Origin of the sequence: Streptomyces paradoxus, from assembly GCF_014202475.1 — a bacterium.
GTDB classification, from domain to species: domain Bacteria; phylum Actinomycetota; class Actinomycetes; order Streptomycetales; family Streptomycetaceae; genus Streptomyces; species Streptomyces paradoxus.
On record NZ_JACHGV010000005.1, the window covers coordinates 436868 to 451368 of the forward strand.

At 72.5% G+C, this 14501-nt stretch carries 12 protein-coding genes; 8 read left to right on the plus strand and 4 right to left on the minus strand.

Annotation, left to right across the window (positions count from 1 at the left end; all coding sequences use genetic code 11):
- Position 1: 1 nt before the first annotated feature.
- On the minus strand, positions 2-1084 hold the full coding sequence (locus HNR57_RS19655) for an energy-coupling factor ABC transporter permease (RefSeq protein WP_184561301.1): 1083 nt from the start codon (positions 1082-1084) through the stop codon (positions 2-4).
- Positions 1085-1252: 168 nt separating this feature from the next.
- On the opposite strand from HNR57_RS19655, the gene HNR57_RS19660 reads away from it, so the two are divergent.
- A complete protein-coding gene (locus HNR57_RS19660) occupies positions 1253-1618 on the plus strand; it encodes an SsgA family sporulation/cell division regulator (protein WP_184561302.1) in 366 nt (121 codons plus the stop codon).
- Between the two features lie 59 nt (positions 1619-1677).
- On the opposite strand, the gene HNR57_RS19665 is transcribed toward HNR57_RS19660, so the two are convergent.
- From HNR57_RS19665 to HNR57_RS19675, 3 genes are all read right to left on the minus strand, one after another.
- Positions 1678-3345 (minus strand): penicillin-binding transpeptidase domain-containing protein, encoded by a 1668-nt coding sequence (locus HNR57_RS19665; protein ID WP_184561303.1) that lies wholly within the window; start codon positions 3343-3345, stop codon positions 1678-1680.
- A 103-nt stretch (positions 3346-3448) separates the two neighbouring features.
- Positions 3449-5083 carry a penicillin-binding transpeptidase domain-containing protein gene (locus HNR57_RS19670; RefSeq protein ID WP_184561304.1) on the minus strand — a complete coding sequence of 545 codons (1635 nt, stop codon included), beginning with the start codon at positions 5081-5083 and terminating at the stop codon, positions 3449-3451.
- Positions 5084-5417: 334 nt separating this feature from the next.
- Positions 5418-7166: a dolichyl-phosphate-mannose--protein mannosyltransferase gene (locus HNR57_RS19675; RefSeq protein WP_184561305.1), complete on the minus strand. Its 1749-nt coding sequence runs from the start codon at positions 7164-7166 to the stop codon at positions 5418-5420.
- Positions 7167-7277: 111 nt separating this feature from the next.
- On the opposite strand from HNR57_RS19675, the gene rsmI reads away from it, so the two are divergent.
- From rsmI to HNR57_RS19710, 7 genes are all read left to right on the plus strand, one after another.
- Positions 7278-8126: a 16S rRNA (cytidine(1402)-2'-O)-methyltransferase gene (gene rsmI, locus HNR57_RS19680; protein WP_184561306.1), complete on the plus strand. Its 849-nt coding sequence runs from the start codon at positions 7278-7280 to the stop codon at positions 8124-8126.
- 283 nt (positions 8127-8409) lie between these two features.
- On the plus strand, positions 8410-8826 hold the full coding sequence (locus HNR57_RS19685; RefSeq protein WP_184561307.1) for a hypothetical protein: 417 nt from the start codon (positions 8410-8412) through the stop codon (positions 8824-8826).
- Between the two features lie 79 nt (positions 8827-8905).
- Positions 8906-9796, plus strand: a complete 891-nt coding sequence (locus HNR57_RS19690) for a TatD family hydrolase (RefSeq protein WP_184561308.1) — start codon at positions 8906-8908, stop codon at positions 9794-9796.
- A 119-nt stretch (positions 9797-9915) separates the two neighbouring features.
- Positions 9916-11373 (plus strand): resuscitation-promoting factor, encoded by a 1458-nt coding sequence (locus tag HNR57_RS19695; RefSeq protein WP_184561309.1) that lies wholly within the window; start codon positions 9916-9918, stop codon positions 11371-11373.
- 30 nt (positions 11374-11403) lie between these two features.
- Entirely contained in the window at positions 11404-12294 is an 891-nt protein-coding gene (gene rsmA, locus HNR57_RS19700; protein WP_184561310.1) for a 16S rRNA (adenine(1518)-N(6)/adenine(1519)-N(6))-dimethyltransferase RsmA, read from the plus strand.
- A complete protein-coding gene (locus tag HNR57_RS19705; protein ID WP_184561311.1) occupies positions 12291-13190 on the plus strand; it encodes a 4-(cytidine 5'-diphospho)-2-C-methyl-D-erythritol kinase in 900 nt (299 codons plus the stop codon). The genes rsmA and HNR57_RS19705 overlap by 4 nt, the downstream gene beginning before the upstream one ends.
- A 65-nt stretch (positions 13191-13255) precedes the next feature.
- Positions 13256-14497: an ankyrin repeat domain-containing protein gene (locus tag HNR57_RS19710; protein ID WP_184561312.1), complete on the plus strand. Its 1242-nt coding sequence runs from the start codon at positions 13256-13258 to the stop codon at positions 14495-14497.
- Positions 14498-14501 lie beyond the last annotated feature (4 nt).

Below are 14501 nucleotides of genomic sequence, written 5' to 3' on the forward strand. Positions count from 1 at the left end.
GTCAGACGCTCGTGCTCGTCGTGCTCGCCGTGTCCGGCGTGTTCGTCGTGTCCGACGGGGAGGTGCCGTCGGTGCGGCGGCGGCGCACGGCCCAGAACACGCCGGTGCCCGCGACGACCGTGACACCCACGCCGATGACACCCGCCAGTCCCCCGGACAGGCGGTCGTCGTCGACGTCCTCGACGCCGTAGTCGGCGAGCGGGGAGCCGGCCACCGCGTGCTCCTCGGCCTTCTTGTCGATGCCGTGGTCGGCGGCGACCTTCTCCAGGCCGTCGGGGTTCGCCGAGGCGTAGAAGCTGACGAACCCGGCCAGCACGAGGGAGGCGGCCAGACCGCCCGCCCAGACCTTGCGGTGCGAGGTCCGGGCGGCGGCGGGCACGGGGTCGGCGCCGGGGGCGTCGACGAGTTCGCCGTTCACCCGCAGCTTGAGCTTCTGCGTCAGCCCGCGCGCCCCGTACACCAGGTCCGGACGGACGGCGATGACCGCGCCGACGGTCAGCGCGGTGATCACGGCCTCGCCGATGCCGATCAGGACGTGCACGCCGACCATGGCGGTGGCGACCTTGCCGATCGAGACGTCGGTGGTGCCGCCGACCGCGTACATCAGTGTGAAGGCCAGCGCGGCGGCCGGGACGGAGACCAGGGCCGCGACGAAGGCGGCCGCGGTGACCGACCGGCGGGTGCGGGGCAGCACCTTCACCAGGCCGCGGAAGAGGGCGTAGGCCACGACCGTCGTGACGATCGCCATGTTGGTGATGTTCACGCCCAGCGCGGTCAGACCGCCGTCAGCGAACAGGATGCCCTGCATCAGCAGGACGACGGAGACGCACAGGACCCCGGTGTAGGGGCCGACGAGTATCGCCGCCAGCGCACCGCCGAGGAGATGGCCGCTGGTCCCCGCCGCGACGGGGAAGTTCAGCATCTGCACGGCGAAGATGAACGCCGCCACGAGGCCGGCCAGCGGCGCCGTGCGCTCGTCGAGCTCGCGCCGTGCGCCGCGCAGGCTCACGGCGACGGCGCCCGCGGCGATCACACCGGTGGCGGCGGAGGTGGGCGCGTCGATGAATCCGTCAGGTACATGCACCGTTCGATGATGTGGCTTGATGCGAACGATTTGCAAGAGCGTGATGCTCGTTTTATCTCACCCGTGATATATCCGGCTCCAGGCGCGCAATCCGGAAAATATGCGACATTGGAGGGGGAGTGGACGCACGGTTTCCACTCGGATTGCGCACGGTGAAGGGGCCGTCCGATGTCCGTAGTCGAGCAGTACGCGCGAGCCCACATCGTCTCGGACGCGGCCGTGCCGCTGGTCGACGAGCTGGAGGCGGTTCCGGTCACCCTGCGGTACGACCCCGATCACGACCCCCGGAAGGTGCGCATGGTGCTGCCCGGGACCGGGGGACACGAGTGGGTCTTCAGCCGTGAGCTGCTGGAGGAGGGGCTGCGGGTCCCTGCCGGGAGCGGCGAGGTGCGGGTGTGGCCCTGCGGCCGGGTGCAGGTCGTGGTGGAGTTCCACTCCGCGCAAGGAGTGTCGGTGGTGCAGTTCGAGCGCCAGGCGCTGCTGCGGTTCCTGCGGCGGACCTACATCGCCGCCGCGGAACCCGTCACGCACTGATCCTTGTCAGGCGCTGAACTCCGTCAGCACTGAACCCCGTCACGCGCTGAACCCGCGGCTCAGCCCCCCGCCTTCAGCAGTGCCGCCACGATCGGGCCGGCCGTCGAACCGCCGTGCCCGCCCTGCTGGACCACGCCCGCGGCGGCCAGGTCGCCCCGGTAGGCCGTGAACCAGCCGTTCGGCTTCTTCTGCCCGTCGACCTCGGCGGAACCGGTTTTCGCACCGACATCGCCGCCGACCCCGGCCATCGCCTCCGCGGCCGTGCCGTACGCGGCGGTGTACGCCATCAGCTCACGCAGCTGGGACAGGGTGCTCGCCGGCATCGTGCGCGCGGCCTTGGCGAGCTTGCGCCCGTCCACGTCCGGGGAGACCAGGTACGGCTGGCGGAAGGTGCCAGCCTTGACCGTCGCCGACACCGACGCCATGTTCAGCGGGTTCATACGGACCCCGCCCTGCCCGATCAGCGAGGCACCCATCTGGGCCGCCGACTGCACCGGGACCGCGCCGTCGAAGGACGGCACACCGATCGCCCAGTTGTTCAGCCCCAGGCCGTAGACCTGCTGGGCCTCCTTGGTCAGGTCGTCGTTCTTCAGCTTCGGGGCCTGGCTGATGAAAGCCGTGTTGCAGGAGCGGGCGAAGCTCGCCTTGAAGGTGCCGTTCTTGATCTGGAACTTGTCGTCGTTCTGGAACTTCCAGTTGCCGTACGTGAAGTACTTCGGGCACGGGTGCTTCTTGTCCGCCGAGGCCAGGCCCTTCTCGATCAGCAGCGACGAGGTGATGACCTTCATCGTGGAGCCGGGGGCCAGGGAGCCCTGGAAGGCGGTGTTGAAGCCGGGGGAGGCGTTGGCGGCGGCCAGGATCTCACCGGTCGACACCCGCACCACGGCCACCGACGACCGGGCCTTCTTCCCGACCTGCCGCTCGGCCGCCGCCTGGAGCTTCGGGTCCAGGGTGGTCTTCACCGTGCCGGGCGTGCCCTCGCTCAGCTCCAGCAGGGTCTTGTCGGAGAGGTCCTTCGCCTCGGCGGCCTTCCCGCGCACCACCCGCAGCTCGATGCCGGCCTTGCCGCCGGCCTCCTTGCCGTACTTCTCGCGCAGGCCGTCCAGGATCGGGCCGATCGAGGCGTACTTCTTCTTGGTCAGTTCGCCGCCGTCCCGGTCGAGCGCCTTGACCGGGGGCGTGCCCGCCGCTCCGGTGACCAGGGTGTCGCCGTCCCGCAGATCCGGGTGGACGACCGCCGCGTGCCAGTCGACCAGCGGCTTTCCATCGGCGGTGCGGCGCATGACGGTCAGGGCGCTGTCGTACGCCAGCGGCTTGTCGGTGCCCTTGTAGGACACCGTGCCCTTGACGGAGAAGGGCACCTTGTCGCCGGTGGGCTTGCCCGGGGTGAGGGTGACGTCCTTGATGTGGGCGTCCTTGGTGTAGCCGGTGAGCAGCGACCGGGCCGCGGCCGCGTCGTCGGTGGCCGCGGCGGCCCGGTCGACCTTCTGGGACTGCCAGGCGGTGAGGAAGGCGCGGGCGGTGGTGGTGACCTCGGCCGGGGACAGCGGGCCCGTCTTCACCTTGGGCTTCTGGTCCGACGCCCGCGTCCCGTCATCGGCGACGGCGCCACCGCCGTACAGCGCGTAGGCACCGGCCCCGGCGCCCACGACGACCACGGCGATCATCCCGCCGATCACGGCGGGTCTGGTCTTCCGTCGCTCGGCGACGCGCCTTCTGTTGCCCACTGCTGTCCGTTCCTCCGATATTCCCCAGGGTCCCCGTTGCCCTCAGCTGTCCCATGGTGCAACGACGGCCACCACCCTAGAGTCCCGTGCCGCGGAGGTGAGATCAGCCACCTGTTCGTAGCACGGCTGCGACAATCGGCCCGGCCGCGTCGCCGCCGTGGCCGCCCTCCTCGGTCATGGCCGCCGCCGCGATGTCGTTGCGGAATCCGGTGAACCAGCTGTTGGACTTGGCGTTGCCGTCGACCTCGGCGGAACCGGTCTTGGCGCCGATGTCGCCGCCCAGCCCGGCCATGGCCCGTGCGGCGGTGCCCTGCGTGGCCGTGAGCCGCATCATCTGCTTGAGCTGCGCGGCGGTGCTCCCCCGCAGGCCCTGGGCCTGGGCCAGTTCCCGGCCGTCCAGCTTCGGCGAGACCAGGTAGGGCTGGCGGAAGGCGCCGGTGATGGCGGTCGCGGTGACCGACGCCATGTTCAGCGGGCTCATCTGCACCTGGCCCTGCCCGATGGCACCCGCCGCCCGGTCCGGCCCGTCGACGGCGGGGACGCTGCCGTCGAAGGAGGCGATGCCGGTCTTCCAGTTGTCCTGCCCGAGGCCGAAGCGCTGCTCGGCCTCCTGGGTCAGGGAGGCGTTGGTGAGCGGTTTCTCGTCGATGAGCTTGATGAAGGCGGTGTTGCAGGACCGCATGAAGCTGTTGGCCAGCGACGCGCTCTCGTCGGGCTTCATGTTGGTCAGGTTCTTGAACGTCTGGCTCTGCCACACGGCGGTGTCGGGGCAGGGCGCGGGGCCGTTCATCGAGGTCACGCCGTTGTCGATGAGCATCGCCGCAGTGATGATCTTCATGGTGGAGCCGGGTGCCGCCTCGCCCTGGAAGGCGGCGTTGAAGCCGTCCGTGCGGTTGTTGGCCACGGCCAGCACCTCGCCGGTGCTGGGCTTGACGGCCACCACCGACGACTGGGCGAACCGCTTGACCGCCTTCTCGGCCGCCGCCTGCGCGCCCGGGCTGATCGTGGTGGTGAGCTTGCCCGGCTTGCCCTTGGCGAGGGTGAGCAGCGGCGTGTCCGGAGCACCGTTGCCGACGTGCCGGATGACCAGCTCGACGCCGGGGGCGCCGCCGGCCTTCTCGCCGTACTTGTCGCGCAGGGCGTCCAGGACCGGGCCGAGGGAGGGGTACTTCTCCTTCGTCAGCTCGGAGCCGTCACGGCCCACGGCCTCGATCGGCGGGGTGGCCGACTGCTCGGTGACGAGGGTGTCCTCCTTCTTCAGCTCGGGGTGCACGACGGACGGCTGCCAGTCGACCAGCGCCCGCCCGGTCGTCAGCCCGCGCACGACCTTCAGCTCGCTCTTGTAGCTCAGCGGCTTGGACTTCCCCTCGTAGGCCACCTTCGCCTGCACCGTGTACGGCACGGTGGTGCCCCGGGCCGCGCCCGGCGTGATCTTCACGCCGGTGATGTGCGCGTCGTCGCCGAAGGCGGTGAGCAGCTGCTCGGCCGCGCCGTCGTTGTTCGTGTACGAGGCCGCCGTGGCGGCGGAGCCCTTCTCCCAGGCCCTGAAGAACTTGGCCGTGGTCTCCTCGACCTCGTCCCTCTCGGGCGGCCCCGACTTCTTCTCCGCGGCCACCCCGCCCGTGCCGCCCCCGTCACCGTTGAGCGCGCTCACGATGTTGTAGGCGCCGTACCCGGCCCCGCCCACCATCACCGCGAACACGCCGCCTATGACGGCGACTCTGACCCCCTTGCCCATGGACCGGCCCCTCCCCGTTGAGCCTCCCGCGCTCTTTGAACGCGTTCAGAAAGCTCGATCCCGGGGGCACTCTATGCGTAAGCGATTACCAGGGGGACGGGTGTTTCGAATTTTGACCGAACACTGGCGCTGTCCGGAGTGATGACTGGCGCACCCCGGCGAACAGTGGCGTTCGGTCGTGCGGTGCCGTGGCGCGCCCAGGTTGCCTTGAGCCGGGTGACATGAGCTCGCTACGCCCAGGCGGCGTCCTGGCCTGCGTGGTCCACGGCCGCTGCCGGACCGCCACGATCGTGACGGTCCGGGCGAGCGCGGACCGTCATGCCCATGCGTCCGGCTAGACCCACGTATCCAGCCACATCCGCGACCGCCAGTCGTCGATCGGGATGGCCTGGCCGGTGTACAGGGGCCAGAAGTAGATGAAGTTCCAGGTGATCAGGAGGACCAGGACGCCCGCGGCCGTGGCGCCCGCGACCCGGCGGGTGTCGGTGGAGCGGGGTGGGCCGATGATCGCGCCGAGGAGCATCGCCACCGCCAGGCACAGGAACGGCAGGAAAACGACCGCGTAGAAGAAGAAGATCGTGCGCTCCTGGTACATGAACCAGGGCAGGTAGCCGGCCGCGATGCCGCAGGCGATGGCGCCCGCGCGCCAGTCCCGGCGGAAGAACCAGCGCCACAGCACGTAGAGGACCGCGAAACAGGCGACCCACCACAGCAGCGGCGTGCCGAGCGCGAGGACCTCGCGGGCGCACTTCTCGCCGGCGTCGGCGGGGCAACCGTCCTTGCCGGGGGCCGGGGACTCGTAGAAGTACGACACCGGGCGGCCGAGGACGAGCCAGCTCCACGGGTTGGACTGGTAGGTGTGCGGCGAGGACAGGCCGACGTGGAACTCGTACACCTGGTGCTCGTAGTGCCACAGGCTGCGCAGCCAGTCGGGCAGGAACGTCCAGCTGCCGCCCTTGCCGCTGGTCGCGGCCCAGTTGCGGTAGTAGCCGCCGGAGCCGTTCGTGGCGGAGAGGATCCAGCCGGTCCAGGACAGCAGGTAGGTGACCAGGGCGACCGGGACCGTGGCGAGGAACGCGAGGCCGGTGTCGCGCTTGAGGACCGCCGCGTACGGGTGCCGGGCACCGGCGACCCGCCGCGAACCGACGTCCCACAACACCGCCATCAGGCAGAACGCGGCCAGGATGTAGAGGCCGTTCCACTTCGTGCCGATGGCCAGACCCAGCATCAGGCCCGCCGCCCAGCGCCAGGGGCGCCATCCCAGCCGGGCCGTCTCGGCCGTGTGCCGGTCGGGCCGGGCCCGGCCGTCCTCGTCCAGCGGCAGCGCGGCGGCGAGTCTCGCGCGGGCCCGGTCCCGGTCGACGAGCAGACAGCCGAACGCGGCCAGCACGAAGAACATCAGCACACCGTCGAGCAGCGCCGTGCGGCTCATCACGAAGTGCAGGCCGTCCACCGCCATCAGCGCGCCCGCCAGACACCCCAGGAAGGTGGAGCGGAACAGGCGGCGGCCGATCCGGCACAGCAGCAGCACGGACAGCGTGCCGAGCACCGCCGTCATGAACCGCCAGCCGAAGGGGTCGAACCCGAACATCAGCTCGCCGAGCCCGATGACGTACTTGCCGACCGGCGGGTGCACGACGTAGGCCGCGTCCGACGGGAGCGGCACGTGCCCGCCCGACGACAGGACCAGGTCGTTGGCCTTCTTGTCCCAGTTGAGCTCGAACCCGCGGTGGATCAGCGCCCACGCGTCCTTGGCGTAGTACGTCTCGTCGAATATCACCGCCCTGGGGCTGCCCAGGTTCCAGAACCGCAGCACCCCGGCCAGCAGCGTGACCAGCAGCGGGCCGATCCAGCCCGACCAGCGCACCAGCCGGCCCGCGAGCGTGTGCGGGACGCCGAGCGCCGCCCACAGGCGCGGGGAAGGCTCGGTGTACGGCGGCACCAGGCGGTCACGGACGTCGCGGGCGTCGCTTCTGGGCTGCCCCTGGTAGCCGAAGCGGCGCAGCCGCTGCTGCCAGGACGGCCGCTGGTCGAGCGGCGCCTGGCCCTGCCGGGTGTCCGTGGAGGACGCGGTACTGGTCACCGCGCCATCGTAGGGAACCGTTCTGTGTGAGTCCCGTGCATGGCCGGTATGCGTCCGCATCCTCCGCCCCTGGGAGGAGTCCGCATCCTCCGCCCCTGGGAGGATGGGAGCGTGATCGGAACCCTCGTACTAGCAGGCACCCCCATCGGCGACATCGCGGACGCCCCGCCCCGGCTCGCCGAGGAACTGACCGGAGCCGATGTGATCGCCGCCGAGGACACGCGGCGGCTGCGCCGGCTGACCCAGGCGCTCGGTGTCACGCCCAAGGGGCGGGTGGTGTCGTACTTCGAGGGCAACGAGTCCGCCCGGACGCCGGAGCTGGTCGAGGAGCTGGTGGGCGGGGCGCGGGTGCTGCTCGTCACGGACGCGGGGATGCCGTCCGTGTCCGACCCGGGGTACCGGCTGGTCGCCGCCGCGGTGGAGCGGGACGTGCGGGTCACCGCCGTGCCCGGGCCGTCCGCGGTGCTCACCGCGCTCGCGCTGTCCGGACTGCCGGTCGACCGGTTCTGCTTCGAGGGATTCCTGCCGCGCAAGGCGGGGGAGCGGCTGGGGCGGCTGCGGGAGGTCGCCGGGGAGCGGCGGACGCTCGTCTACTTCGAGGCTCCTCACCGGCTCGACGACACGCTGTCGGCCATGGCCGAGGTGTTCGGGGCCGAGCGGCGGGCCGCGGTGTGCCGGGAGCTGACCAAGACGTACGAGGAGGTCCGGCGGGGCGGGCTGGGGGAACTGGCCGCGTGGGCCGCGGAGGGCGTGCGCGGGGAGATCACCGTCGTGGTGGAGGGGGCACCGGAGAAGGGGCCCGAGGAGGTCGGGCCCGAGGAGCTGGTGCGGCGGGTCCGGGTGCGGGAGGAAGCGGGGGAGCGGCGCAAGGAGGCGATCGCCGCGGTGGCGGTGGAGGCCGGGGTGCCGAAGCGGGTGGTTTTCGATGCGGTGGTCGCCGCGAAGAATGCCGCTCCCTAGCCGGGTTCGGGGTGGGGGCCGGAGTGCTTGGCGGGGTGCGCGTTGTGTGTGGTTGATCGCGCAGTTCCCCGCGCCCCTGTCGGGGCACCAAGCGCCCTCTGAGCAGGGCGCATGTCGTTTGAGCGTGCGCCCCATGGGTGGGTAAAGCGCAAGGGGCGCAGGGGCAAGGGACGCCCAAATCGGGGCCAATAGACGACAGGTCTGCTGCCATCGGTCCGGCCGAGGAGTCCACTGGGTTGCGGGGACGGAATCGTCCTCACGCCACAGCGGAACAGGAGCTGGCATGAGTGAGATCGCAGGGCAGACCGGGCTCCGCGCCGGTGCGACCGCAGTCGTCAACGAGTCCTACTCGTTCGCCTGCATGCGGTGCGGGCACGGCTGGGAGCAGTCGTACGAGATAGAGCACCATACGGACGCCGCGGGCCACGAGTTCGTGCTCTACGTCGCCGACGGCAAGGTGGTGCCCTCCCCGTTGAGCAGGCCCGAGTGCCACAACTGCGACAGCCACGTGGTGCGGATCATGCGGCCCGGGCGGGTCGCGTCGGCGCGCGACGCGGCGCACCGGCCCTCCCGCGTGCCGCCGCCCGCCGGGCCCGTGGAGGCGCCCGCCGCAGCGGCCGGGACCGAGGGCGAGGAGCGCGAGCACCACCACTGGCACCTGTCCGACCTGCTGCACCCCTTCCAGCGCAAGGCGAGCTGACCCGTCCGGCTGCCTTGTCCGACGCCCTCCCCGGTCCTCCCCCATCGGGGAGGGCGTACCCCTTTCGTAGGATCGGGGCATGCCTTCGAACGACGCCGGCCGCCAGGACAAGAACGCGGCCCCGCCCCTCCCGGAACCTCTCCGGGTGCCGGTCGCCGACTCCCACACCCACCTGGACATGCAGTCCGGCACGGTCGAGGAGGCGCTGGCGAAGGCGGCGTCGGTCGGAGTGACGACGGTCGTGCAGGTCGGCTGCGACCTCAAGGGCTCCCGGTGGGCGGCCGAGACCGCGGCGGCCCACGACGCCGTCCACGCCACGGTCGCCCTGCACCCGAACGAGGCGCCCCGGATCGTGCACGGCGACCCCGACGGGTGGTCGCGGCAGGGCGCCCGCGAACCCGGCGGCCGGGCCGCGCTGGACGAAGCGCTGGCCGAGATCGACCGGCTGGCCGCGCTGGAGCAGGTCAAGGGCGTCGGTGAGACCGGCCTCGACTACTTCCGCACCGGCCCCGAGGGCAAGGACGCGCAGGAGCTGTCCTTCCGCGCCCACATCGAGATCGCCAAGCGGCACGGCAAGGCCCTGGTCATCCATGACCGCGAGGCCCACGCCGACGTCCTGCGCGTGCTGAAGGAGGAGGGCGCCCCCGAGCGGACCGTCTTCCACTGCTACTCCGGCGACGCCGAGATGGCCGGGATCTGCGCGAGCGCGGGCTACTTCATGTCCTTCGCCGGCAACGTCACCTTCAAGAACGCCCAGAACCTGCGGGACGCGGTGGCGGTGGCCCCGCTGGAGCTCCTCCTCGTCGAGACGGACGCGCCCTTCCTCACCCCGGCGCCCTACCGCGGGCGGCCCAACGCGCCGTACCTCGTGCCGGTCACCGTGCGGGCCATGGCGGAGGTGCGCGGCATCGACGAGGACACGCTGGCCACGGCGCTCGGCGCCAACACCGCACGCGCCTTCGGGTACTGACACCGGCCGCAGGACGGTGCGTAGTCGCGTCGCTTTGGAGAGTGACGAACGCTCCGCTAGGTTCTGGGGGCCCGATCCGGACCCCTCTGGACCCCCTCCGGCCCCTGGAGCGTGTCGGCGTGAGCAACTCCCGATACGAGACGTACGAGACATACGAAACGTACGAGACGTATGGCCCGGCCCCCGCCGACCCGGTGTACGGCGGCTTCGACGTGCCGCCGGCCGATCTGCACAGCGCCGAGACGCTCGGCTGCGGGACGCCCGGGGCACCCGGCGCCTACGAGGACACCTACCGGCCCGCCTACGAGGGGCCGACCCTGCCCGGGCTGCCCCGGCAGGGCGCTCCGGACGACGGGCCGGGCCCCGGGTCCGTCGAGTACACGGGCCCGGCCCCGGGAGCGCACACCGGATCGCGTGCCGCGGCGCGCACCGGCGCACACCGCAGAACCGCACGCCGGCACAAGGCGCGTTACCCCGAGCGCCCGGACAGTCCCATGCGGCGGCTGCTCCCGCAGGCCCTGGTCGTCGCCTTCCTGGCGGGCGGCACCACCGCGTTCGTCGCCAAGGACAAGGCGATCGAGCTGAACGTGGACGGCAAGGCGCGCACGCTGCACACCTTCGCGGACGACGTCACCGAGCTGCTCGCGGAGGAGGGCGTCGAGGTCGGCGCCCATGATGTGGTCGCGCCCGGCCCCGGCGCGGAGATCAGCAGCGGCGACGAGGTCGCCGTGCACTTCGGCCGTCCTCTGCGGCTCACCCTCGACGGGCACAGGCGCGAGGTCTGGACGACCGCCCACACGGTGGAGGGAGCGCTGCGGCAGCTGGGTGTGCGACAGGAGGGCGCGTACGTGTCCGCGTCGCGCTCCCGGCGCATCGGGCGCGAAGGGCTCGCACTGGACGTGCGGACCGAGCGCACGGTCACGGTCATGGCGGACGGCCGCGCCCGCACGGTGCGCACCAACGCGGCGACCGTCCGGGAGGCCGTCGAGGAGGCCGGGATCACCCTGCACGGCCAGGACACCACGTCGGTCCCGCAGGGCAGCTTCCCGCGCGACGGGCAGACCGTGACGGTACTGCGGATCACCGGCGGCAAGGAGGTCCGCGAGGAGCCGATCCCGTTCCAGGTGCGGCGGACGGAGGACCCGGACCTGTTCCGGGGCACGGAGGTCGTGGAGCGCGCGGGCGAGCCGGGCCTGCGCCGGGTCACCTTCGCCCTGCGCACGGTCAACGGCGTCAAGCAGAAGCCGCGGCGGATCAGGTCCGAGGTGGTGCGCGAGCCGCGCCCGCAGGTGGTCAAGGTCGGCACCAAACAGCGCCCCGCGTCCGTGCGGGGCGCCGACCACCTCGACTGGCAGGGCCTCGCGGCCTGCGAGTCCGGCGGCCGGCCCGACGCGGTGGACTCCTCGGGCACCTACGGCGGCCTGTACCAGTTCGACACCCGCACCTGGCAGGCCCTCGGCGGCAGCGGCCGCCCCCAGGACGCCCCGGCGGCGGAACAGACCTACCGGGCCAAGAAGCTGTACGTGCGGCGGGGGGCCAGCCCCTGGCCGCACTGCGGGGCACGGCTGGGCGGATAAGGGGGAACCGAACCCCCGTACCCTTGTCCCGTGACCAGCAGCCCCACCCCCGACGCCCTCCTGGGCCCCGCCGACATCCGCGAGCTCGCGGCAGCCCTCGGCGTGCGCCCCACCAAGCAGCGCGGACAGAACTTCGTGATCGACGCGAACACCGTCCGCCGGATCGTCCGCACCGCACAGGTTCGCCCCGACGACGTGGTCGTCGAGGTCGGCCCCGGGCTCGGGTCGCTCACCCTCGCACTGCTGGAGGTCGCCGACCGGGTCACCGCCGTGGAGATCGACGACGTGCTCGCCGGTGCCCTGACCGCGACCATCACGGCCCGCATGCCCGAGCGCGCCGACCGGTTCGCCCTGGTCCACTCGGACGCCATGCACGTCACCGAGCTGCCGGGCCCGGCCCCGACCGCGCTGGTCGCCAACCTCCCCTACAACGTGGCCGTCCCGGTCCTGCTGCACATGCTCGACACCTTCCCGACCATCGAGCGCACCCTCGTCATGGTCCAGGCGGAGGTCGCCGACCGGCTCGCCGCGCCGCCCGGCTCGAAGGTCTACGGCGTCCCCTCGGTCAAGGCCAACTGGTACGCCGAGGTCAAGCGCGCCGGTGCCATCGGGCGGAACGTGTTCTGGCCGGCGCCCAACGTCGACAGCGGCCTGGTCTCCCTGGTCCGCCGGAGCGAGCCGCTGAAGACGACGGCCTCGAAGCGGGAGGTGTTCGCCGTCGTCGACGCCGCGTTCGCCCAGCGCCGCAAGACGCTGCGGGCCGCGCTCTCCGGCTGGGCCGGATCCGCCGCAGCCGCCGAGGAGGCCCTGGTCGCCGCCGGGGTCTCGCCGCAGGCCCGGGGCGAGTCGCTGACCGTGGAAGAGTTCGCGCGTATCGCCGAGCACAAGGCGAACCAGCACCAGGAGAAGGAGCCCGCGTGAGCGTCACGGCCCGCGTCCCGGCCAAGGTCAACGTCCAGCTGGCGGTCGGCGCCGCCCGCCCCGACGGCTTCCACGACCTGGCCAACGTCTTCCTCGCGGTCGGCCTCTATGACGAGATCACCGTCACCCCGGCCGACGAGCTCCGCGTCACCTGCGAGGGCCCGGACGCCGACCAGGTCCCCCTGGACCGTACGAACCTGGCGGCGCGCGCGGCGATCGCGCTGGCCGAGCGGTACGGCCGCAGCCCCGGCGTCCACCTCCACATCGCCAAGGACATCCCCGTCGCCGGCGGCATGGCGGGCGGCAGCGCGGACGGCGCCGGCGCCCTGGTGGCCTGCGACGCCCTGTGGGAGACCGGCGCCTCCCGCGAGGAACTACTCGACATCTGTGCCGAGCTGGGCAGTGACGTGCCGTTCAGCCTGGTCGGCGGGGCGGCCCTCGGCATCGGGCGGGGCGAGCAGCTGACGCCCCTGGAGACCGGCGGCACCTTCCACTGGGTGTTCGCGATGGCCGGGCGGGGCCTGTCCACGCCGGCGGTCTTCCGCGAGTTCGACCGGCTCGGCGAGGGCACGGACATCCCCGAGCCCGCCGCCTCCGGCGAACTCCTCGCCGCCCTCGCCAAGGGCGACCCGGACGCGCTCGCGGCCGCCGTCTCCAACGACCTCCAGCCCGCGGCCCTGTCCCTCTTCCCCGAACTCGCCGGCACCCTGGCCGCGGGGCGGGCCGCCGGCGCCCTCACCGCCCTCGTCTCGGGCTCCGGCCCGACCACCGCGTTCCTGGTCCGCGACCCGGAGTCGGCCGCCGCGGTGGCGCAGGCCCTGCTCGCCTCCGGGACGTGCCGGACGGTCCGCACGGCCTCGGGCCCGGCCCCCGGGGCGACGATCGCCGGGCGTTAATCACGTGCCCCGGCCGCTGCCGGGCGCCTAGGCTCTCCCGGTTGTTCCACGAGGGGGGCTCAGGCGTGCGGGAACTGGTCGCGGCGGTACGGCGCGGGGACGCGGACGAGGTCACGGCACTGCTGGAGTCCGGCGCCGACCCCGGCACCCTCGCCGACGGCCTCCCGGTCCTCTGCCTCGCGGTGGCGGCCTACGACGAACCCGTCGCCGAAGCGCTGCTCCAGGCCGGAGCCGACCCCCTGTGCCGGCTGCCCGACGGGAGCACCCCGCTGCTGCGGGCGGTGGACGGCGGGTCCCACCTCCTGACCTACGCGCTCGCCACCAGCCGGATCCCCCTCCCGGCACCCGCCCGCACCGAACTGCTGGCCCGGGCCCGGCGCTGGGCCGAGGCGGGCGCCGAGGCGGAACTGCGCCGCCTCACCGGACGCACCGGCCCCATCGAGCGGATCCGGGTCCGGCACGAAGAGATCGGCTGGTGGTGCGAGCAGCTCACGCTCGGCGGGATGACCGTGCGCGACGAGCACCGGGCGGTGCTCACGTCCATGGAGGAGCGCTACGGGATCCGTACGCCCTTCGACGAACTGGTGGACCGGGCCCTCGCCCACCCCGACCGGGACCACGTCGTCTGGTCGGACGTGGTGTTCACCCTCGGCCGGCGGCTGGACGAGGAGACCTGGCAGTGGACCCGGGACCTCCTCAACCACCCCGACCGGCTGCACCGCCTGCTCGCGGCGGAGATCCTGCTGTTCCTGATCCTCGGCGACGCGGTCAAGCAGGCCGACCCCTTCTGGGACCGGGGCAGGGAGCTGGTGCCCTGGGCCGAACAGGAGGAGGACCCAGAGGTGCTGGCCGCCCTCCTGAACGCGATGACCCACGACAGCGCCCCGGAGATCGAGGCCGTGGGGCTGTCGCACCTCACCCACCCGGACCCGAGGGTGCGCTCCCTGGTGCCGGACACCCTGGAGCGTTCCGAGGACGGCCGCTCCCAGGCCCGCCCCGAGAGCCTCGCCGCGGTGCTCACCCTGGCCCGCGACGAGGACCCCGACGTACGCGAGGCGGCGTGCCGCTGGCTCGGGCACCACCGGGGGAGCGAACCCCAGGTAGGGGACGCGCTGGTCGCGCTCACCCATGACGAGGCACAGCCCGTCCGCATCTGTGCCGTGTCCGGGCTGGCCTACCGTGACGATCCGCGCTGTGTGGAGGCCGAGCACCGGATCGGCCCCCTCGATCCCGAGCTGCCGTTCGACGAACGGCTGATGGACGTGTGGCGCTACCAGCGGCGCCGGGAAGCCGCCGACGGCGGCTGACCGC